19 protein-coding genes are annotated in these 21,430 nt (G+C 40.1%); 13 read left to right on the plus strand and 6 right to left on the minus strand.

Features of this window, described 5'->3' with window-relative positions; genetic code table 11:
* Window positions 1-81 precede the first annotated feature (81 nt).
* The 3 genes from QNI08_RS16405 to QNI08_RS16415 form a co-directional block, all read right to left on the minus strand.
* A complete protein-coding gene (locus QNI08_RS16405) occupies window positions 82-534 on the minus strand; it encodes a helix-turn-helix domain-containing protein (RefSeq protein ID WP_285768466.1) in 453 nt (150 codons plus the stop codon).
* Between the two features lie 487 nt (window positions 535-1,021).
* Entirely contained in the window at window positions 1,022-1,471 is a 450-nt protein-coding gene (locus tag QNI08_RS16410; protein ID WP_285768467.1) for a nuclear transport factor 2 family protein, read from the minus strand.
* A 75-nt stretch (window positions 1,472-1,546) separates the two neighbouring features.
* Window positions 1,547-2,512 (minus strand): aldo/keto reductase, encoded by a 966-nt coding sequence (locus QNI08_RS16415; protein WP_285768468.1) that lies wholly within the window; start codon window positions 2,510-2,512, stop codon window positions 1,547-1,549.
* 159 nt (window positions 2,513-2,671) lie between these two features.
* Between QNI08_RS16415 and QNI08_RS16420 the strand changes: the two genes are divergently transcribed.
* From QNI08_RS16420 to QNI08_RS16435, 4 genes are all read left to right on the plus strand, one after another.
* The gene (locus QNI08_RS16420; RefSeq protein WP_285768469.1) at window positions 2,672-3,349 is read left to right on the plus strand and encodes a TetR/AcrR family transcriptional regulator; all 678 of its coding nucleotides are present in this window, start codon (window positions 2,672-2,674) and stop codon (window positions 3,347-3,349) included.
* 969 nt (window positions 3,350-4,318) lie between these two features.
* Entirely contained in the window at window positions 4,319-4,702 is a 384-nt protein-coding gene (locus QNI08_RS16425) for a cupin domain-containing protein (protein ID WP_285768470.1), read from the plus strand.
* A 538-nt stretch (window positions 4,703-5,240) separates the two neighbouring features.
* Entirely contained in the window at window positions 5,241-5,666 is a 426-nt protein-coding gene (locus QNI08_RS16430; RefSeq protein ID WP_285768471.1) for a cytidine deaminase, read from the plus strand.
* A 154-nt stretch (window positions 5,667-5,820) separates the two neighbouring features.
* Window positions 5,821-6,618, plus strand: coding sequence for a fumarylacetoacetate hydrolase family protein (locus QNI08_RS16435; RefSeq protein ID WP_285768472.1), 798 nt, complete (start codon window positions 5,821-5,823; stop codon window positions 6,616-6,618).
* Window positions 6,619-6,904: 286 nt separating this feature from the next.
* Here QNI08_RS16435 and QNI08_RS16440 read toward each other — a convergent pair whose 3' ends face one another.
* The gene (locus QNI08_RS16440; protein WP_285768473.1) at window positions 6,905-7,519 is read right to left on the minus strand and encodes a DUF3885 domain-containing protein; all 615 of its coding nucleotides are present in this window, start codon (window positions 7,517-7,519) and stop codon (window positions 6,905-6,907) included.
* A 424-nt stretch (window positions 7,520-7,943) separates the two neighbouring features.
* Between QNI08_RS16440 and QNI08_RS16445 the strand changes: the two genes are divergently transcribed.
* The 8 genes from QNI08_RS16445 (at window position 7,944) to QNI08_RS16480 (ending at window position 18,504) form a co-directional block, all read left to right on the plus strand.
* On the plus strand, window positions 7,944-9,932 hold the full coding sequence (locus tag QNI08_RS16445; protein ID WP_285768474.1) for a transporter substrate-binding domain-containing protein: 1,989 nt from the start codon (window positions 7,944-7,946) through the stop codon (window positions 9,930-9,932).
* Between the two features lie 5 nt (window positions 9,933-9,937).
* Entirely contained in the window at window positions 9,938-11,293 is a 1,356-nt protein-coding gene (locus QNI08_RS16450) for a sigma-54-dependent transcriptional regulator (RefSeq protein ID WP_285768475.1), read from the plus strand.
* Window positions 11,294-11,588: 295 nt separating this feature from the next.
* Window positions 11,589-12,533, plus strand: coding sequence for a formimidoylglutamase (gene hutG, locus QNI08_RS16455; protein ID WP_285768476.1), 945 nt, complete (start codon window positions 11,589-11,591; stop codon window positions 12,531-12,533).
* 5 nt (window positions 12,534-12,538) lie between these two features.
* Window positions 12,539-13,732, plus strand: coding sequence for a sodium/glutamate symporter (gltS, locus tag QNI08_RS16460; protein ID WP_285768477.1), 1,194 nt, complete (start codon window positions 12,539-12,541; stop codon window positions 13,730-13,732).
* A gap of 247 nt (window positions 13,733-13,979) precedes the next feature.
* Window positions 13,980-14,591: a HutD/Ves family protein gene (locus QNI08_RS16465; RefSeq protein WP_285768478.1), complete on the plus strand. Its 612-nt coding sequence runs from the start codon at window positions 13,980-13,982 to the stop codon at window positions 14,589-14,591.
* A gap of 242 nt (window positions 14,592-14,833) precedes the next feature.
* Window positions 14,834-16,309 carry a spore germination protein gene (locus QNI08_RS16470; RefSeq protein ID WP_285768479.1) on the plus strand — a complete coding sequence of 492 codons (1,476 nt, stop codon included), beginning with the start codon at window positions 14,834-14,836 and terminating at the stop codon, window positions 16,307-16,309.
* Window positions 16,310-16,330: 21 nt separating this feature from the next.
* Window positions 16,331-17,425 (plus strand): GerAB/ArcD/ProY family transporter, encoded by a 1,095-nt coding sequence (locus QNI08_RS16475; RefSeq protein WP_285768480.1) that lies wholly within the window; start codon window positions 16,331-16,333, stop codon window positions 17,423-17,425.
* On the plus strand, window positions 17,422-18,504 hold the full coding sequence (locus QNI08_RS16480; RefSeq protein WP_285768481.1) for a Ger(x)C family spore germination protein: 1,083 nt from the start codon (window positions 17,422-17,424) through the stop codon (window positions 18,502-18,504). The genes QNI08_RS16475 and QNI08_RS16480 overlap by 4 nt, the downstream gene beginning before the upstream one ends.
* 195 nt (window positions 18,505-18,699) lie before the next feature.
* On the opposite strand, the gene QNI08_RS16485 is transcribed toward QNI08_RS16480, so the two are convergent.
* Window positions 18,700-20,157 carry a glycoside hydrolase family 1 protein gene (locus tag QNI08_RS16485; protein WP_285768482.1) on the minus strand — a complete coding sequence of 486 codons (1,458 nt, stop codon included), beginning with the start codon at window positions 20,155-20,157 and terminating at the stop codon, window positions 18,700-18,702.
* Window positions 20,158-20,422: 265 nt separating this feature from the next.
* The gene (locus QNI08_RS16490) at window positions 20,423-20,614 is read right to left on the minus strand and encodes a hypothetical protein (protein WP_285768483.1); all 192 of its coding nucleotides are present in this window, start codon (window positions 20,612-20,614) and stop codon (window positions 20,423-20,425) included.
* A 185-nt stretch (window positions 20,615-20,799) separates the two neighbouring features.
* Here QNI08_RS16490 and QNI08_RS16495 point away from each other — a divergent pair, with 185 nt between their 5' ends.
* A complete protein-coding gene (locus QNI08_RS16495) occupies window positions 20,800-21,321 on the plus strand; it encodes a cupin domain-containing protein (protein WP_285768484.1) in 522 nt (173 codons plus the stop codon).
* The last annotated feature ends 109 nt before the right edge of the window (window positions 21,322-21,430 follow it).

Genomic DNA, 21,430 nt, shown 5'->3' on the forward strand with positions numbered 1-21,430 from the left:
CTGATCCCGAAAGCTCCGCCGCACGCTTAGTAAACTGCAAAGGGCTCTTGTTCAACAAGAGCCCTTTGCAGACGGCTTTATTCAGGGGACATATTTATCCTTCAAATGATCTGAACCAATACCACCGATTAGCATCAAGGCCAATGGCAGGAAATTCGACACAGCCGGCATCCCTTTTAGTAATGTAATGTCTGTGCCAACAAATTTGTTAAGACCCAAAACGAGGAGTTTAGACACTAACAAAAATGATCCAAGTAAAAACACACAATCAAAAAATACCTTCCACCTTGGAAAAGCCAATTGCTTACTATCTCGTATTATTTTTTCTTTCAATTCCTCGTCACTCCTTAATAATTCATCAATCGTTATGTGAAATAAGTCACTCAATTGAATGATCACTTCAATGCTCGGATAATTTTTTCCTGTTTCCCATTTCGACACGGATTGCCGACTCACATGGATCTTCTCTGCGAGATCATTTTGAGACCAATTCCTTTTTTCTCGTTCTTGTTTCAATCGTTCGCTTAGTATCATGAATGGTTCATTTCCTTTCTTGATTCCTAGTATTGTGAACAGGCACCTATAAAGTAAAGCTAGTTATATGCGCATTGCCGCGCAACCTATGAGTTACAACAGGGGAAACCTTGTTATATGAAGGTTTTTGGCCTTCTATTAAAAATATTTTCTGTTTGTACATGCGTCCTTTTACTCGTATTGATGATGATTCAGTCAGGGCGATGGTTAGGTTCAATCAAATATAAATTTAGTTTATCGCATTCCAATGAAACGTGAGTACAAAATGTGTGTGATAGTGGGGAGCAAGCTCGGCTCTGCTTATTGGCTAACTATCAGCGATTGGCGGGAGCCTTACTGGAGTCTTGATAAAGCATGTATCTGGGGTATAAGTATTACGCGGTCAAAAAATTCGTGGATTAGGTTTTTGTGAATGAACAAGCCCTCCTGTATACTGAATGACATGCAGTATACAGGAGGGCTTGTAATGAAGTTATCTATAATTGAGTTATGAGTTTAATAATTGGGCAAAGTGAAGGTTAATGGCAGAGATTTTCCATCCTTCAGCAGTGCGCAGGTATTCAACATCCTCACTTTGATAAACGAGGTTCGTACCATCATGATTTTTTACACCAACCCATAATAAGTATTTTCCTGTCGCTTTATCTCCACTGACATTAATGATCGGGTTAGTAAAGCTGTGCATGCCAAGCTCACCTTCGGCAGTCGCTGCTTTTAACATTTCGATAATATTATCGATTCCTTTGGAATCCACACCCATTGCTGCACATTTCCAAGCCGCGTCTTCTGTAAAAAGAGCAGGAAGCTTTTCAAAATTCACTTCCTTGCCATTCCACCCTTTATCTACATAATGTCCATATGTTGCTTGAAGCTTTTTAATGCTTTCAATATCCTCTAGGTATTGAATTCTTTCTTCTAAAGACCGTTCTTGTTTCATTATGCTTATCCTCCCTGACAATCAATGATTTATTTTCATTTATAATTTTTTTGCCTGTGTTCCGGTGCATCCGTTTTATAAGTTCGTTTGTTTCATATGCTCGCTTTGCATGCGCTCTCCATGTACCGAATCCTTGGGACTGACTGCCTCGATTCGCTTCAAATCTTCGGGTGTTAGCGTAATATCAACGGCAGCTGCATTTTCCTCTAAATAGTTGCTGCGTTTCGTTCCAGGAATCGGCAAGGCATCGTTTGCCATTGTCCATGCCAAAGCTAATTGAGAGGGAGTGGCGCTTTTCTCCTCTGCGATTTTTTTGATTTCTTCCAAAATATCAAGATTCTTTTGGAAGTTCTCTCCTTGGTAGCGTGGCAGCCATCTGCGAATATCGTCTTCAGCAAGATCTTCAAACCTGCGAATTTCCCCGGAGATAATCCCTCTGCTTAGCGGGCTGTATGCAACATGAGTAATCCCTAATTCTTTAACTACCGGGAGGATTTCATCTTCGATATCCCGGCTCCAAAGGGAGTATTCGGTCTGCAAAGCGGAGATTGGATGAATGGCATGAGCGCGTTTGATCGTTTCAGCACCGGCTTCCGATAACCCAATATAACGAACTTTACCCGCCGTTACCAAATCAGATAACGCTCCCACTGTTTCTTCGATGGGGACATTAGGGTCTACACGATGCTGATAATAAAGGTCAATATAGTCGACATCCAGACGGCGGAGACTATCATCGATTGATTTTTTTACATGATCGGGGTGCCCGCTTACACTGTAATCGGGCAAGAAACCAAACTTGGAAGCAATGATGGCTTGCTCCCGCCGTCCCTTTAATGCTTTTCCAAGAAGTTCTTCATTACGGCCGTCTCCATAAATATTGGCCGTATCCAATAATGTCACACCTAGCTCTAACGCGCGATGGATGGTACGGGTGGATTCTTCGTCATTGGTTGCACCATATGTTCCCGACATTCCCATTAACCCAAGGCCCATAACCGGCACTTGCAGGTCGCTATTACCTAATTTTCTCGTTCTCATATCGTTAGCAGCTCCCTTTTGTTTGTATTTTATTAAAGGTAGAATAACACTAAAATAATACTAAGTAAACTAAAATTGTTAAAAAAGTTTAATTAGTTCACTGTGTTTATTTCCCTGCTCATTTATGTAATAATGAAGAAAGTGAAGGAGGAGAACGGCTTGACTGCGAACAAAGAACAAAATCAAAGTTCTCAAAACGACATGAGAACAAAGCTACTCACAAAAATCATCCCCATTATAAGAAAGAATGGCTTTCAGTCCATCCGGATGGATGATATGGCGAAATACATGGATGTTAGCAAAGCAACCATGTACAAATATTTCACTTCCAAAGAAGATGTTATCCAAGGGTCTGTAAATAGCTTCGTTGACTATATAAATGAACTTATCGTTGAATCGAATACTACTGTCGAATCATTTACGAAGGGCTTTCAGCAATCATATGAACAATCGGTTTTGCTTGCAGCCTATATTTCGGATGTTTTTTTGAATGAACTTCAAATCATGTATCCGTATTTACACGATCAATTGCGGGATGCGATGCAAAGAAGAGAAGAAAAATTGATGGTTTTTTATGAAGAGGGAAAAGAAAAAGGGATCTTCAACTCTGTGAATGAAAAGCTTATTTTTTTACAAGATGATGTATTGGTCCGCTCCATGATAGATGCTAAATTCCTTATGCTGAACGGCCTGACACTTTATCAATTATTATGGGATTATTATAAGCTGAAGAAGCTTCAGCTCTTTAAAGCTGATCATGCAGAGCAGGTTGACGATAACCATATGACCATTCAACTCGACTATATATCGAAAAAACTAATGCGGGATTTATTTTAATCCAACCATGCTTGTACGCAAACATAAACGTTTTAATTAGGAAGGTTGCTGCGGCGGCCTTTTTCTTATTTTCGATTACTTTCCACATTTCCGAGCTGCCTCACCCTTCACGTGGCATCGCGTATAAATCTTGATCAATCCCATACCGCCTCTTAATAAAAACGATTGACGTGAATTCACAGTTGCAAAAACGAAAGCAAGGCTTGCCTTGAATTACTTCCTTATGCAGTCTAAAGCGGTTTTAGCACTGATATGGTCTCGGCAGGACGACAGCGGGATTTTCAGCTTTGAAGAAAGGGAAAGCATCCGTCGTCACTTTTGCCCACTTATTTAAGGGGGATTTTCCTTTTGAGAATGAAGCGTATGTGGCAAAGCCAATTTACGGACGCGAGGGCGGAAGTGTATAAATCTTTAATAGCTTTTCTGAATTAATCGTGAAAGATGAAGAAGATTGTTACGCCGAATGGCAAAAGGTTTATCAACAATATGTTGAGATGCCCAATAAAACGGTAGAAACTTGGGACGGTGAATATACCGGTAAAATGCTTGTAGGTTCATTCTATTAAGAAGACCTAGTTACTCATTTCAACGTTTAGGTGAGTTTTTAATTAGTTTAATTAACAAAAAAATCCTGGGCGCTAATGATATTAATTATTCAATTTATCCGGAATTGCGTAACTATAGGAAGGTAGAATGGATTTTGCAATCATTGAAGATGAGCAGGAGGAATTGATCTGAGCCTATAGACGGGTAGCAATTTAGTTACTTGTTTTTTAAATCGAAGTAAAATTCAAATGGTTAACTTAAAAAAGCTAAACATTAATAGCTAACTAAATAAATACAACTTTTAGTAAACTCTATCTTATTTGTGTATAATTGAAATGAATTACATATATTTGTCTGGTTAACGTTTTTTTTCTTGTTTCGCAAATGAAAAAGCACGATTGGTGCAAACTAAATGAGGTATATATGGAAAATCAAAAGAACTACAACTACAATCAACAAATGGACATTAAGTTTGATTATCTAGAAAAAATCACTATTAAGGATATTGTTCGTAATAATACGGACAAATGGTTCAATCAATCACTATGTGAGGTAAATTCATCCGTTTTGAGACTTGGTATCTTTGAGGGTGAATATCATATGCATAAACATGAGAATGATGATGAAGTCTTTTTTGTATTAGAGGGCGCACTCGTTTTGGAAACGGAAAATGGTAACTTTGAGCTGGGGCAATACGAAGGAGCCTGTGTCCCAAAAGGTACGATGCATAGACCCGTGGTACCAAAGGGCAAGGCAGTAGTTTTGATGATTGAAAACAAAGGAATCGATCCAATTGGTACAGTATAGTCCTCTTAAAGACTAATTAAAAAAAGTCCTATTTTCTCGGGGTAATAAATGAGGAATTAGGACTTTTTTGATATTTGGTTTTTTAAAATCTTGTAATGTTTGTTTTTTTTTGGTTGTTAAGCTTCCACTTGTTTTAGAGTAAAAGCTGGAAAGGGGATGTGGGGGAAGCCCTGCATAGCGTAGCTAATTAAGAGTGAAAGAAATTTTCCTAAATTCCTCGTTTTAGGTATGTCCGCTTGGCGATGGTCCCGCACCGCCAAAATTTCGGAATACAAGGGGGGGAAAGGTGGAGATTTTTGAGCGTTTCAATCCGTAGGACAAAAAATACTATTCGAACTTGCCGTCGAGAAAAATCTTATAGTAAATATTTTTGATTTGTCCATTGTATGATTTAAACACGATGAACTATTCTCCAAAATGGGTATGGTGCAGATTTAAAAGAACTTAATTAAATCACAAAAAAGAATAAGTCGTATTTTTAGGAAGCTCATACGCCTACTATGACGCGATAAACATAAAAGAAGGTGAAGGGATCGAAATGAAGACGTATCCATTAACAGAAAATGATTATGCATTGATTGATGAAGCTAAAAGGAAAATTACGAACCTCTATGAGGACGATAGACATCATGTAGGGGCAGCATTGAAAACAAAGTCGGGGAAAATCGTTTCGGCGGTACATATGGAAGCATATATCGGGCGGGTTTCAGTATGTGCCGAAGCTATCGCGATTGGAAAGGCAATTTCGAACGGAGAAAGATATTTTGATACGATTGTCGCAGTCAGGCATCCCTATTCTGATGAAAAGAATAGAGAGTTAAAAGTAGTAAGTCCGTGCGGGATGTGCAGGGAATTAATTTCCGATTATTCACCGGATTGTTTTATTGTTTTGGAGATAGGAGGCGAGTTAGAGAAAACTAAAATTGCTGAGCTCATTCCTCTTAAATATCATCGTGGATCATGAAAGAATAATCCTTTTCAACTTTACCAGAAGATGGAGCCGCAATGGCATTTCTTTTTTTCACCTATAAGAACAGGTATGTTAATATAGTATAGCATAGCCAGATCTTTTATTAACGGAAGTAAGTACATCTTATCATCAAAGGAGTTCATTCATAATGCAAGTCTTACAAAAAACACAAAAAATAGTACGCTATCAAAATCAAGAAGGCCATATACATTACGGAATTGTTGAGGATGAGTCAATATTACAATTGTCGAGCAGTTTCGCCGAACTAGTCAACAAGGAAATTAAGTATGACGGGGTTAAGGTCAACTATAGCGATGTTAAAATTCTGGAGCCTGTAAAACCTTCCAAAGTGGTCAATTTCGGGTGGACATATGCAGGCCATGCAAAGGAAACAGGGGGAGAGGCAAACCTTGTTGAACCATTTTTATTCTTAAAGCCATTATCTTCACTTATTGCAGACAAGGAAACGATTGTGCTTCCTCCAGCCGAACTGACCAACCAAGTGGAACTTGAAGGCGAAGTGGCCTTGATCATTGGGAAGCGCGGAAAAAACATAAAAGAAGAAGATGCGCTTGATTATGTGTTTGGCTGCACGATCTTTAATGATGTGACTGCAAGAGATCTGACAAAAAAAGATCCACAGTTTACGCGGGGTAAAGGATTTGATACGTTCGGGCCTTTGGGGCCGTGCATCGTAACGGGTGTGGATCCGACAAACTTACGAATCGTGACCACTCTAAACGGCCGTGTTGTCCAAGACGGAAATACGAATGAAATGTCTTTGAGCATTCCTTATCTAATCAGCTGGCTTTCACAGGTAATGACACTGGAGCCAGGTGATATTTTGGCAACAGGCTCACCATCTGGCAGCTGCCCGGTAAAATCCGGCGATGAAATCGTTGTCGAGGTCGAGAATATCGGTCAGTTGAGTAATAATGTTCAATAGTGATACTAGTCAAGCATTCTTCCTTCATCAATAGATGGGCCAAATTGCTGGTCAAGAAGATTGCGATTCCTAGTGTCGAAGTGAGGGCTGCCTTTAAGGCAGCTTTATTTATGTAAAAAGAAGAAGGAACTGAAGCGATGGAGCGGCTTGTATTAACGGGCTGGGCAGTTGAGAGAAAGTGATTTTATAATTTCGCGAATGACCATTTTTTCAAAAAAAAGGAAAAAAGAATCAGGGAAAATATTGGAAATTGCTAAGGGTACCCATTAATAAACATTTGCCCATATCATTTGAACTTAGCGTCAATAGCAATTCTATCGTAATCCAATATCCAATCGTTGTATTGCTGATAAACAGCTCTTACTGATTCGGGCGTGGTCGCCAATAAATCACAACCCCTGTCATCATATATGTAAAATATAGTTTTCCTGCTAATGTTGATAAAATAGATCCTATTAAAGATACTGGGTTTTATACCCATATCCTGATTACAAATTGCTTTTATCATTGAAATGTACCTGAAATCAGACGTTTTGCATTGTAAGGTGAATCGGTGGGTTTGATAGCTTTTTTCATCATTATCTTCCGGAAACATATAGGGAATTGTTGTAAGGTTTAACTGATATAAAACCGATTTATCTTTCATATAACGAGAAAAAACTTTTGGTTCATGCTTATACCCATCTGCAAAATCGTCTACGTCAGCAACGATAAAAATATCATCGTCTTGTGTATGCAAAGACTTAAATAAAGTGATGGCCCTTTTATATACTCCTTGTATATAGGGGCTGTTTTCATGAGCATCATCACTATCATAGTCCAGACCCAATTCAAAACGGATACCGACTTTCCCATTATAAAACAAGGGTGGTTTCAGTTCTAAGTTTGGAAAATTTTTCACTCATAAATTCATTTAATAACATGCTTACACCTCTTAATTTTTCTTTCTTATTCCTATTCTGTATTATACTGTGTGCGTTTAATTAGTTCACCGTTTTTCAAGAATGTGCATGAAGCAAATCCGGTATAATCATTCGGTCTAAAAGGGTATCAGGAATGAAAGAAAGTTTTGAAAAAAATTTGATAGAATGATTGTATTGCTGGAAATGGATAAGAAGAATCAATGGAGTTCGCTTGCAATATAATTTTTGATTACAGAATAATAAGTTTTTTCATATGATGGCACATTTCTTGCAACAGCTGATAGGGACAGGATTTTGGAGGTGATAGGGCTTCTGCTACTTATTGTTGATCGATGGAAAGTCTCTGTACATTGAAAACACTTGAATGTTACAAACTGTAGGTATAGAAAAAGGGGTGAGGCGATGCGTAATTTATATATTCTCTGTGCCTTTCTAACTTTCTTCCTTTTCTTTTTTGGCTGTTTCGATCCTGATGCGGTTCATTCGGAAGGCAAAAAAGTGATAAGGGTTGCAGGAGATCATAATTTTCCACCCTTCGAATATTTGAGCGATTCGGGCGTTTACTCCGGTTTTAATGTGGATATCATGAACGCGATTTCGATCGAGACTGGTATCAGATTCGAATATTACCCTATGCCTTGGAACGAGGCGGTGCATGCCTTGCGCTCGGGAAGGGTGGATGCGATACAAGGTATGAAGTACAATCAGGAGCGTGAGGAGACTTATGATTTTTCCGCTCCCTATTTCACAAGCTCACAGGGGATATTCGTGTTGAAGGATAATATGTACATCCGGAATATTGAGGATTTAAAAGGCCGGAAAGTGGCTGTACAAAAAGGTGATGTTGCCAGCGGTCTAGTAACCAAAGTCGATCAATTGGACTTGGTAGAAACCGATAATCAGCAAGAAGCAGTCCAATTGTTGATTGACGGAAAAGTGGAAGCTTTCATAGGTAACCGGATTACGGGTCAATATTTTTTACAGAAGAATGAGCAGCAAGCGCTCATAAAGATTGTCGGTGAATCACTTGACCCGACGAATTATGCTGTGGCTGTGCTGCCAAAAAACAAAGAGATCTTGTCAATTTTCAATCAGGGGATCTCTCAAATCAAGAAAGATGGAACATATGAAAAGATAGAGAAAAAGTGGTTCGGTGAATATATTTTGCCGAATACGCAACGACTGCGTAAAACGATGCTGTATTTAAAAATAGGTCTTTTCCTCACCTTCATTATCATGACACTCATCTTATGGTGGAATCTCAGCCTTAAACGAGAAGTAGCTAAACGAACAAAACAAATTGAGCGCGTGAATAAAGACTTGGAAGAAAAGATGCTGCTCCAGGAGGAAAATATCCATTTTCAGCAGCAGCTATTAAACAGTGCCTACAGTTCGCTTATTACGTTGAATCATCAAGGATTAGTCTCAATGATCAATGTGAAGGCTTCGGAATATTTGAAGCTGGATCGTACCATTGTTAATCGACCTTTTCAGGATTTGCCCATTGCCTATTTCATTCCAGAATTGGAGATTATGGAGGCACTTGAGAAAAAGAGCGTTTTTTTACAAAAGGAAGCGGTGTGGTCACAGCAGCCTGGAGAAAAAAGACATATAACTTATAGTGTGTATCCAATTCAAACGAAGCGGGGAGAAAGTGTAGGAGCCGTTTTGAGTTTTTATGATATTACGGAACAAAAACAGCTTGAAAGAAAAGTGGCACAAGATGACCGTTTGCGTTCATTGGGACAACTAGTGGCAGGTATCGCCCATGAAATACGCAATCCGTTAACGTCCATCCTTACATATACACAATTACTGCCTAAAAAATTTGCAAGCGCGGATTTTCGTACTTTCTTTTCCAAACAGGTTACAAGTGAAATCACCAGGCTTAATACTTTGATTAACGATTTACTCGATTATGCCCGACCAAAAAAATCAGAGCCTATCACTTTTTCACTAAATGAAACCTTGGAGGGGATTGAGCTATTGCTTAGGCCGAAGATTAAAGAAAAAAACCTGCGTATCGTGCGAGAGTTCACCGCGAACATTCAGGCTACTGCAGATACACAGCAGATCAAACAAGTACTGGTAAACGTCATTCTCAATGCCATTCAGGCATCGAATGATGGGGGGGCTCTTTTTTTTAGGGCATATTATCAGGACAAGCTCACTGTAGTTGAAATCGAGGATAAGGGAATCGGAATCTCGGAATTGGAGATGGATAAGATATTTGAACCGTTTTATACCAGGAAGCCAAACGGAGTCGGACTTGGGCTTTCCATTTCCTATCAGCTCGTGAAAGAGAATGATGGGACTATCGAGACAAGAAGCGAACAAGGGAAGGGAACAGTAGTGACCATTAGCTTACAGCATGAGAAACAGAAAGGGTGAAGACGATGCACGATATCATGATTATTGATGATGAACCAACCATTTGTCAGTCACTTACGTTTGCATTGGAAGACCAGTATCACGTTTATTCATTTACAGATCCACGCGAGGCTCTTCTACTTCTGGAAAAAGCTGAAATCGCCATCGTTTTACTTGATCTAAAAATCGGGGGATTCAATGGAATGGAAGTGCTGGAAGAAATCAAGTGCCTCTCTCCTTCAACCGTTGTCATAATGATGACGGCGTACGGCAGCATCCCATCATCCGTAGAAGCAATGCGTAAGGGAGCATTCTCCTATGCAACAAAGCCGCTTCATATTGATGAATTGGAAGTGCTGATGCAAAAAGCGGAGGAAGTATATACGCTTCAATCCAAAGTGAAATGGCTGAGTGAAGAATTGGATAAAGTGGCTGGTATGAACGGCCTTATTGGTGAGAGTTCGGCCATGCGCAATATATTCTCTCTCATTGAAAAAGTGAAGGATATCGATTCCAACATTCTTATAGAAGGGGAAAGTGGAACCGGAAAAGAAGTCGTTGCCAGAACAATCCATAATCAAAGTAAGCGCAGAAACAAGAAATTTCAGGCTATAAATTGTGCAGCCATTCCGACCCACCTGTTGGAATCAGAATTATTTGGATATGAAAAAGGCGCATTTACAGGGGCGGCTCAGCGGAAATATGGACTATTCGTATTGGCGGAAGGAGGAACCATCTTTCTTGACGAAATAGGTGAGATGGATTTAGCACTGCAAGGGAAAATTTTGCGCGTTTTACAAGAGAGAAAGGTAATGCCCGTAGGAGGAATTGAAGAAGTCAGTATCGATGTCCGTATCATAGCAGCGACAAACAGAGATTTGGGTAAAGAAGTAAAAGAAAACCGATTTCGTGAGGATTTATATTATAGATTAAATGTAATTCCGTTCCACCTGCCGGCCTTACGCGAAAGAAAAGAAGATATCCCGTTGTTGTTGGAATTTTTCATTGCACAAATCGGTGATCGAATGGGGAAACCTGTGGAAGGGATATCCCATGAAGCAATGCAGCTACTGCAGCAATATGACTTTCCTGGAAATATACGTGAATTGCAGAACTTGATCGAGAGAGCAATTGCGCTTACAAATGAGCCTTATATACAGAAAGCTGATTTACCTTCAGATATTCAAAAAAGCACGCGTGCGTTTTTTGGGAACACCTTAATCCCTGCCTATGTCGGCGAAACGCTTGAAGAAATCGAAAAGAGAGTGATTCTTCATAACCTGGCCGCTTTTAACGGTCATCAAAGGAAGACCGCGCAAACTATCGGGATCGGGGAGAGAACATTACGAGACAAGTTGAAGAAATACCGGGAAGAAAAGTAGGCGAAAATTGCCGTGCGGCAATTTTCGCCTGCTTTTTATTTTGAATGATCCTTTATTTCCTCCGTGTTTTAATGACTTTGAAGCTGGCATGAAACTTGCAGATTAACCTTGCAGAAAACCAATATATAGACTGGAGGCATAGCAGTTAGGAAGAGGGCGGATGTTCAATTTCCATCACAAGCTATACAGGTAGCCCTGTCTTGTAAGGAGCCTTTGCCAAAACTTGAACAAAAGCTGAAAAATGTATTAGATAGCAGGAATGATCTAAAGATTTATTAAAGAGGAGGAATGAGGTATGTATATATCACCCAATATGGATGTATGGAAAGGCAGGACAGATAGTTTAGTGGACAAAGATGAATTTAGAATTCATCAAATCGTTAAAGGGAGTCAAAGAGCATCAATGAATCATGCATGCGGAATAATCGGGTTTTCCTGTGAAGAAGGCGTACGCCGGAATAAAGGAAGACTTGGGAGCAAGGAAGCTCCAAATGAAATACGCAAAGCCTTATCTTCCTTATCCTGGCATGGCCAAGCAACAGATAGCTTAGTTGATTTCGGAACTATCATTTGTGAAGAAAGGCAGCTAGAAGCGGCACAAGCTGAATTAGGAAGTCATGTGGAGAAAATATTATCCAAAAATATGTTTCCCGTTATATTGGGGGGCGGACATGAAACCTTCTATGGTCATTTTCTAGGAGTTAGGTCTCAGGTTGGACCAAACGCTAAAATAGGCATCCTTAACATCGATGCTCATTTTGACTTACGCTCCTATGAAGAAATGACTTCTTCGGGAACGATGTTCAAGCAAATATTAGAAAATGATCATCTCACTAGCTATATGCCAATTGGTATTCAACGTTTTGGAAATACTAAAAAATTATTTAATACGGCAGACTCACTTGGTTGTTCTTGGATACTGGAAGAAGATTTAATGAATGAAATAACTGATGAAATCGAAAATAAGATTCAGAATTTTATGAATGAACATGATTCCATTATCTTAACACTGTGTATGGATGTTATAAACGCTTCAGAAGCACCAGGTGTTAGCGCACCTTCCCCATTCGGCCTTTCCGGAAAAATGGTCAGACAACTGATTCGTAATATTATTTCTAATAGGAAAACCATTTCATTTGATATTTGTGAAGTAAATCCAGCATTAGATAATGATAATCGAACTGTAAAATTAGCTGCAAACCTAATAAACGAAGTATTCATGTGTGTGGAGAGGAGATAGACAATATGAACATCGAGATTAATCAAACAATCACTATTTTTTTAGCCATATTGCTTTTGGCACTGGGCGGGATTATCGTTAAGAATGTGAAAGTATTTAAACACTTTTGTATCCCTGCACCTGTTGTCGGCGGATTGCTTTTTGCCTTAGTCGCTACAAGTCTAAAAGCCTTTCTTGGCGTTACCATTTCATTAGATACGACACTCCAGGGACTATTCATGTTAACATTCTTCACTACTGTTGGTTTGGGTGCTAGTTTTCAATTAGTAAAAGTCGGCGGTAAATTATTATTAATCTATTGGCTGTTATGTGGGTTTCTCGCATTTGCCCAAAATTTGATTGGTATTTCGTTAGCTCCCGTTTTTGGGATCGATCCATTGATCGGTATGATGGCAGGAGCCATTTCCATGGAAGGCGGTATTGGTGCAGCTACGGCCTTTGGCGGCACCATCGAATCGCTAGGAATCCAATCTGCCCAAGCAATTGGGATAGCAGCAGCTACTTTGGGATTGGTCTTTGGGGGATTGGTTGGAGGTCCCACAGTAAAGTATTTAATTAACAAACACAAATTAACACCAAGTAAAGAAGATATTGAAATTCAAGAAAAGAAAGTAACGGAGGATAAAATAGAGGTAAATGTAGCTTCATTCATGAAGCAAGTATTAATACTGACCTTTTGCATGGCTTTAGGTTCTTATTTAGGAGAGTTATTTTCGGCGAAGACAGGTTATGTTTTACCGAATTATGTTGGAGCAATGATAGTAGCTGTAATCGTACGGAATATTTTAGATAAGATAAACGAAAAAATTATTGAAATGCCTAGTATCAATTTTATTGGAGATATCACTTTGGGTATTTTCTTATCGATGGCTTTAATGAGTATAAAACTATGGGAGGTTGCTGACCTCGCTTTACCAATCATATTAATTGTAGTGATCCAAGTAATTTTCATCATACTATTAAGTATCTTCATCATGTTCCGTTTCCTTGGTAAAAACTATGATGCAGCGGTTATGGTTGGAGGATTTATTGGACATGGTATAGGAGCTACACCGAATGCCATGGCCAACATGTCAACGATCACTGCTAAATATGGACCTTCAAGCAAAGCGTATTTGATCGTTCCGATAGTCGGTGCTTTTCTAATCGATGTTTTTGCCATGCCAATTATCATCATATCTATTAATCTATTAAAATGACCATCAATATTAAAAACTTCGTTTTATTGTAAAGTCCAAATTTGTCATCAAATAAATAAGAATGTTCCGTATGAATATCTCCGATTTACAGGGCATGTATTCTTTTGGCAGTCACTTTCATGCTGCGGACAATTTATTATACCTTTGCAACTCTTGAAAATGTATGCATCCCTTCCATTGACAGGATATCGGGTTTGATTGAAGATTTACAAAAAAATGGTTGTCGCGCAAAAAAGGAGGGAAATAGTTGTCTTACTCATTAAAAGTAATAAAGAAAAGTGAACAAATTACCACTCTTTGGTCAGGCGGAAAAACAACACAGCTTGCCATTTATCCTGAAGATGGAAATTACTTGAAGCGTGATTTCAAGTGGCGGATAAGCACCGCAGAAATCGAGGTAGACGAATCCTTATTCACTCATCTTCCAGGCATAAAAAGAATCATCACGATACTTGAAGGGGAGATGTCACTAAAACACAAGGGGAAGCAAGAGGTGCATTTATTTCCATTTGAACAGCATCGGTTTGATGGCGGATGGGAAACCCGCAGCTTCGGAAAGGTTACGGACTTCAATTTGATGTTGGCGGAAGGATGTGAAGGTGACCTTAGCACGATTCATCTAGATGATGGAATCCATCATCTGCCATTGGATCAAAATCAATCTAAGAGGCGATTTCACGCCTTTTACTGTGTCAAAGGAACAAGTGAAATGAGTATTAATCAAAATGAAGCGGCTGTGTTAGGGGAAGGTGACATACTGGTCTTGAATCTTGGTCAATCTTGCAACAATTTACATGTTAACCTAACTAATTATCATGACTCAACTGCAACGATCATTCAGGTAAGCATTTTTCATTAGGCGGAGTGGAATCAATTAATAGAAATCGGCAGTGATGCTTTTACACCAAGGAAAATCATGATGGTAAAAAACTCTGGAGATGAATCTCCCGGGTTTTTTACGTTTAGAGATAGTTCGTAGACACTGGCTTAATGTGAAAAAGACGTAATAGTGAATAAGTCGTGACTCCTATAACCATATTAAAATTATTGAATAAACCGTTCCCCGAATGTGGAAATATCGAAGAGAGGTTGAATTTCCCAATGCTGAAAACAGATTCAGCTTTTCATAATAGCGAGCTTGCCAAGCTTTTAGAAGCGTGCGAAGAGTCGGCAGACTTTCTTTCTTTTGGTCTTCAGGACTCGCCCTTTTTCATTGCCTATTTCAAAACGCTGGTGAAATCTGAAATTATCCATCACGAAGTCCTCGCTTGCTTCCAAGCAAAGAAACCTTCTACTTTGGAGGAAATAAAAGCGATATTGCCAATCGAGGAAGTTTCCATTACAGACGATATGACGGATATACAAAATAAATTGATGACCGGAAACCTGATTATTTTCAAAAAAGAAGGGAACTGGAACTGTTTGGTTGTTCCGGTGCCATCCGTTGAAAAACGGCAAGTGGCGACACCGGAAACGGAATATACGGTTGCCGGGCCGAAGGAAGCCTTTGTAGAATCACTTGATACCAATTTGAATCTCGTTCGAAAACGCTTGCCGATTCCCGAACTGCTGGTTAAGGAATTGATGGTCGGTAAGCTATCAAAAACCCGGATCGCGGTTGTTTATGTAAAAGGAATCGCTGACCCTGAAAATGTGAATACGGTGATCCAGAGGATTAATGGAATCGAGTATGATGAAATCGCCGACACTTCATTTCTCAGCCAAATGATTGCTGATAATAAAAACTCGCCATTCCCGCAGTTAATTGATACGGAAAGGCCAGATCGGCTCGCGGCCGTACTCGCAGAAGGGAAGATCGGCATTTTTTCGGAGGGGTCGCCCACTGCGATATCAGGTCCTGTATCTCTCATTACTTATTTCGCGGCCTTTGAGGATTACCTCTCCATATGGAATGTCGCTTCCGCTTTCAGGCTGCTCAGGCTCTTTGCAGTTCTTTTTTCCATTTTAGCCACATCATCTTATGTAGCCATATTAACTTATCATTATGAAATGATTCCCCGTGATGTACTGAGCTTGCTGATTACATCACGGGGAACCATTCCCTTTCCGCCTTTTTTGGAGGCCATTCTTCTTGAATTGGCGATTGAGCTTTTGCGGGAAGCGGGCGCCCGGCTGCCGACAAAGATTGGCCAAACCATCGGTATAGTCGGCGGTATAGTTCTTGGAACAGCGGCCGTTCAAGCGGGCTTGACGAGCAATGTACTGCTAATTGTCGTCGCTACAGGTGCGCTTGCTTCCTTCACTACACCTATCTACCAGGTCAGCAGCGTGATCCGCCTCATTCGCTTTCCGTTTATCTTGTTTGCTCAACTGCTTGGCCTTGTAGGAGTCGCCGTCTGCTTTGCCCTTTTGATATCTCATTTATTGAAGCTGACTTCTTTAGGCCGCCCATTTCTCGAACCAGTCTTCCCATTGCGTGTGGAGGACTTCAAGGATTCGATCATTCGGATGCCGTTCAATAAGCAAGCACTTCGGCCCCTGCAAATAAGGGCACAAAATCGTCAGCGATTTCAGCAGGAGGCTTTGCCAAAAAAAGATTGGGATATTGACGACTAAATACACCTTTGGAGGTGCCGTATGCTGCCCTTACCGTCCGAGAACAGGAAAGTTTCTCCGTTTTTTGTTTTTTATCTTATTGTCGCTGCCCAATTTGGTCTGGGGGTTTTCAGCTTTCAACGGGAAATCGTTAAATTCGTGGGAAATGATGCGTGGATCGCCGTCATTATCGCCGGAATCTCGATACACGTCGTTTTGTGGATGGTTTATCAAATTTTAAATAAAGGAGCCAATGATATTACTGTCATTCACAAGGATCTGTTTGGGCCATGGCTTGGCGGGCTGTTTAGTTTGGCTTTGATCGTCTATTTGCTGACTTTGGCGGTCTCCGTCGTTCGCAGTTATATTGAATTGATCCAGGTTTGGATCTTCCCGCAATTGGAAACATGGTATATGGCCTTGATTCTCTTGGCGCTTGTATATGTGTATATCATCGGCGGCTTTCGCATCATTGTGGGAATTTGCTTCCTCAGTTTCATTTTTACGACCCCGATATTTTTTATCATGTTAGGCTTCCCTTTACGGCATATGCAAGCTTCCCATCTTTTCCCCATTTTCGATCACTCCGTGGCAGAGTTGTTGACTGCCACTAAAACGATGTCGTATAGTCTGACCGGATTCGAAACGATTTTCTTTTTTTATACTTTTATAAAAGATGCACCAAAATCGCAAAAATGGGGGCATTATGGAACGGCTTTTAGTACAATCAGCTATTTAGTCATAATGATCGTATCCCTTATGTATTTTTCCAAAAATCAATTACTTGAGTCGGTTTGGCCGACACTAACCATTTGGCAAATTGCTGATTTTACGTTTCTTGAAAGGTTTGAGTTTCTGGGGCTTTCTTTCTGGCTGTTTAGCGTCCTGAATAGTGTTTGCTTATTTACTTGGGCAGGCACTAGAGGTTTGAAGCAGCTGTATAGCTTAAAGCAAAAACATAGTCTAATTGCAATCCTTGTCATGACAGCGGTGGCGGCCGTTTTTTTGAAAACCCGAGAGCAAATCGATCAACTAAGTTCGGTAATGGATGCGTTGAGTCTTTACGTCATGTATGCGTACATTCCGTTCATCTTCTTTTATCAAATGATTAAAGGCAAACTTAGGAGGACGTCATGAAAAAATACCTTTTCTGGTGCATATTCTTCCTCATCCTGTTGTTCTATAATTCGATTGAAACAAAGATCCTTGAAGATATCCAGCACGTTTCCGCCATCGGTTATGACTATGTGGACAAACATCGGATGAAGGGAACGGCGGCCGCTCCTTTTTATCCTGCCGGCATAAATGTTGAACCGCTCGATGCTTTTTTTACGGCGGAAGGCCATACCTTTCTGGACATCTTGCAAAAGCAGCAGCTGGAGTCCCAACGAAAGCTCGTCACAGGACGTTTGCAAAATTTTTTAATTAGTAAAGAGCTGGCGAAACACGGTGTCTCGGAGCTTACGGATCCGCTTGGGCGATCCACTGAAATCGGCAGAGATGTGTACATGGCGGTAGTCGATGGCAGTGTGGAGGAGCTATTGACTTTTAAGTATACGAATGCACCAACATCTGCGGAATATTTATCCGATTTCATGGAGAGAAATTTGAAAGACATTATCCCCAAGCCGACTGTTCATGTTTTCCTGGATCAGTATAACGGCTTCGTCCAAGATCCTTTTCTGCCCATTATTGAGAAAAAACACGACCATATTCGATATAAGGGGCTTGCCCTTTTTAAGAATGACCGCTACGTTGGTGAGCTGTCCGATAAGGAGAGTTATCTATTTAAGCTTCTATACGAAAGGACCAAAACAGGTACCGATCAATTCAGCATGAAGAACAAGAAATACATAGCCCTTCAAAATATCCGCTCGAAAGTGAAATATAAAGTGTCCGGCAGCCAAGATGAACCGCGGATCGACGTTCATGTGTCGTTTTTAGGAGAAGTCAAGGATGCGCCAAGTATATCGGTAGGGGAGGGCACATTGAAGGAAATGGAGCAGGAATGGAGTAAAGGAACGACGCAAAGGGCAGAAAAAATGATGAAAAAATTTAAGGAATTGAAGGTTGATCCGCTTGGTATCACAGAAAAAGCGCGGAGCCATTTTCGGAACTTCGATAAAAAAGCCTGGGAGGAACGATACCCAACGGTTCCGGTTACATTTCATATGAAGATTCGTATAACAAACACCGGCATCTCGAATAAATCATGACGACACATCTGAATCAAGAGTTTGTTTCCATAATCGATGTTGGAAGCTGTTTGAAATTGTCTATATGCCAAGCTCAAAGATCGTGATCAAGAGGAAGAAGGTGTTAAACGCTTGTTTTTCGTCAAGCGCCTAACACCTTAGCTTATCATCCTTTATTGTTGTGGGAAGGGCAGCATCATCCAATGGAAATCGACTTTACAATACTTCGCCGTTACTTTCGATCGTTTTTTTATACCAGTAGAATGAATCTTTACGGCTTCTTGCCAAGCTTCCATTGCCTTCGTCATCTTTATCGACATAAATGAAGCCATACCGTTTCGACATCTCACTTGTTGACATGGAAACCAAGTCGATAGGTCCCCAGGCCAGGTACCCCATTAATTCAACTCCATCACCGACAGCCTCTTTCATTTGCTCGATATGTTTCCTTAAATAATCTATCCGATAGTGATCATGGATCGAATCGTCCTCTTCCACCTTATCATAGGCACCCAATCCATTTTCAACCATGAAGATGGGCACTTGATAGCGGTCATACATCTCATTCAAAACGACACGCAGCCCGATTGGATCGATTTGCCATCCCCATTCCGATGCCTCTAAATAAGGGTTTTTTAGTGAATTCATTAAGTTTCCTTCTGTTCGCTCTCCTTCTGGGGAAGCGGAGGATAACATGGACATGTAATAACTAATGGTGATGTAATCCACTGGATGCTGTTTAAGAATCTCGTCATCACCGGTGGCTTTGATGATCTCCATATTATTTTCAATGAAGAAACGGTCCATATAGGCAGGATATTCGCCTCGAACGTGAACATCTGTAAAGAATAGATTTTCTTGATTGTCCTTTTGCGCCTTTATGACATCAGCAGGGTTGGGTGTGTTTGGATAATGGCTCATTCTTGCCAGCATACAACCCATTTTCCCGTCAGGAATAATTTCATGCAATTTTTTTGTGGCAAGCGCACTTGCGACAAATTGGTGGTGCAAACCTTGATATCTTGCCTGCATGGAATTTGATTCCTTATCCGATATGACTCCTCCGCCTGTAAAAGGGCTGATGGTAATCATATTGATTTCGTTAAATGAAATCCAATATTTCACTGTGTCTTTATAACGCGTAAAAACCGTTTCTGCATACTGGACAAAATGATTGATTACCTCACGACCGACCCAGCCATTATATTTTTCCGTCAAGCCATATGGTGTTTCATAATGAGATAGTGTAACGATCGGCTCAATATTATATTTTTTCAGCTCAGCAAATACGTTGTCGTAAAACAGTAAGCCTGCCTCATTTGGAACTTCATCATAGCCATTAGGGAAAATCCTTGACCAATGGATGGAAAGCCGGAATGCCGTAAAGCCCATCTCAGCAAGTAAGGCGATATCTTCTTTATAACGGTGATAGAAATCAATGCCTTCACGTTTAGGATAACGCGCCGTCGATTCACCACTTAGTGCTTTTCGAATTTGTTCAGAGGTGATTTCCATTGCATTATCTTTCGTTCTTTGATCTTTCGGAATATATTCAACAAAATCGGCAGCAGATAAACCTTTACCACCTTCATCAAATCCGCCTTCAATTTGGTTGGCGGCAGTTGCACCGCCCCAATAAAAGTTTTTGGGGAATTTTGCTTCGAATTGTGTCATAGTGAACGCTCCTTTTGGTTTAATTAATTTAGAATGGTTAATTGGCCACCAAAAATATAACGGCAGTCCAATCGCGAAGCTCATGTACTGTCCAAACGTGCCGTTAATAATGGAACCATGATCAAACACCTACCATTGGAATGAAGAACAATTGAATCGTATCCAGAATGCTTTTTATCGAACCGTTCCAAAAGGGCATAAACAGCCATCCAGATTAACAATGGAAAAACGGTTGAGAAATAGTCCGCCACAATCAGCGGGAATTTCATGAAGCGTTTTGTTCCTCGGCTTTTGGCCTTGCAGTGAAATCGAAATCAAGTAAACCTGCTCCCGCCAGAACTTTTTGATCAATGGTGAAAATTCCCTCGAAATAGTGTGGCACAATATACGAGGAATTGATATTTTCCTCGCTGCCAACCAACTGAACGATGTAATTGCCTAACTGCTTAGTATCCATTGTACCTTCTCCTTTTAAGAACACAAATAGATATAAATCCATTATGTATTCTTCCTATTCTAAGTTTTCCTGAAAAAGATTCTCATATGAAATGGTTATATACGTTAAAATGAGTATAGAATTTATGTAGAGTCTCTTTAAGTAAGTTAAAGGAGAAAGATCTTAAAAGGGAAAGGAATATTGCCATGAATACAAATAATGCACAATATTGGGTATCAAAGCTAGGACTGCTTCCTCATCCGGAAGGCGGATATTATAAAAGAACCTTTGAATCAGAGGAACGTACATCCGATCAGGAATTGACCGTCCATTATGAAGGTAGAAGAAAGCTTTATACGAGCATTTATTTTCTATTAACATCGAAAGACGTCTCACATTTTCACCGCCTAAAGTCGGATGAATTATGGTATTATCACGGTGGAAGTCCTTTAACCATACATATCATTCATGAAAATGGGGAGTATGAAGAAATTAAATTAGGCATGAACTTGGACAATGGGGAAGTCCCGCAGGCTCTCGTTCCAAAAAAATCAATCTTTGGATCATCTGTGTTGGAGGAAGATACATTTTCCCTTGTAGGGTGCATGGTGTCTCCCGGTTTTGAATTCGAGGACTTTGAACTGTTCACACAAGCTGATCTTTTAGTAAAGTATCCTCAATACAAAGATCTTATTCTTAAGCTGGCATACGTTAAAATTCCGGATTAGACGGGGGTACCGTTTAATGAACAAAACAGGTTTATGAAAGAAGAAAGAAATATGGCGGATCTTCAAAAGTCAGCAAAAATGGCCTGCTTCGATTGATTTCAAGCAGGTT

The sequence above is a fragment of the Peribacillus folii genome (assembly GCF_030271255.1).
GTDB lineage: Bacteria > Bacillota > Bacilli > Bacillales > DSM-1321 > Peribacillus.

Excerpts from the sequence above, each read along its gene's own strand:
- QNI08_RS16475 (WP_285768480.1), top strand. The coding sequence starts at position 16,331 with ATGCTGCCCTTACCGTCCGAGAACAGGAAAGTTTCTCCGTTTTTTGTT.
- QNI08_RS16445 (WP_285768474.1), top strand. The coding sequence starts at position 7,944 with ATGCGTAATTTATATATTCTCTGTGCCTTTCTAACTTTCTTCCTTTTC.
- QNI08_RS16425 (WP_285768470.1), top strand. The coding sequence starts at position 4,319 with ATGGAAAATCAAAAGAACTACAACTACAATCAACAAATGGACATTAAG.
- QNI08_RS16435 (WP_285768472.1), top strand. The coding sequence starts at position 5,821 with ATGCAAGTCTTACAAAAAACACAAAAAATAGTACGCTATCAAAATCAA.
- QNI08_RS16450 (WP_285768475.1), top strand. The coding sequence starts at position 9,938 with ATGCACGATATCATGATTATTGATGATGAACCAACCATTTGTCAGTCA.
- QNI08_RS16495 (WP_285768484.1), top strand. The coding sequence starts at position 20,800 with ATGAATACAAATAATGCACAATATTGGGTATCAAAGCTAGGACTGCTT.
- QNI08_RS16410 (WP_285768467.1), bottom strand. The coding sequence starts at position 1,471 with ATGAAACAAGAACGGTCTTTAGAAGAAAGAATTCAATACCTAGAGGAT.
- QNI08_RS16490 (WP_285768483.1), bottom strand. The coding sequence starts at position 20,614 with ATGGATACTAAGCAGTTAGGCAATTACATCGTTCAGTTGGTTGGCAGC.
- QNI08_RS16415 (WP_285768468.1), bottom strand. The coding sequence starts at position 2,512 with ATGAGAACGAGAAAATTAGGTAATAGCGACCTGCAAGTGCCGGTTATG.
- QNI08_RS16405 (WP_285768466.1), bottom strand. The coding sequence starts at position 534 with ATGATACTAAGCGAACGATTGAAACAAGAACGAGAAAAAAGGAATTGG.
- QNI08_RS16480 (WP_285768481.1), top strand. The coding sequence starts at position 17,422 with ATGAAAAAATACCTTTTCTGGTGCATATTCTTCCTCATCCTGTTGTTC.
- gltS (WP_285768477.1), top strand. The coding sequence starts at position 12,539 with ATGAACATCGAGATTAATCAAACAATCACTATTTTTTTAGCCATATTG.
- QNI08_RS16470 (WP_285768479.1), top strand. The coding sequence starts at position 14,834 with ATGCTGAAAACAGATTCAGCTTTTCATAATAGCGAGCTTGCCAAGCTT.
- QNI08_RS16485 (WP_285768482.1), bottom strand. The coding sequence starts at position 20,157 with ATGACACAATTCGAAGCAAAATTCCCCAAAAACTTTTATTGGGGCGGT.
- QNI08_RS16430 (WP_285768471.1), top strand. The coding sequence starts at position 5,241 with ATGAAGACGTATCCATTAACAGAAAATGATTATGCATTGATTGATGAA.
- hutG (WP_285768476.1), top strand. The coding sequence starts at position 11,589 with ATGTATATATCACCCAATATGGATGTATGGAAAGGCAGGACAGATAGT.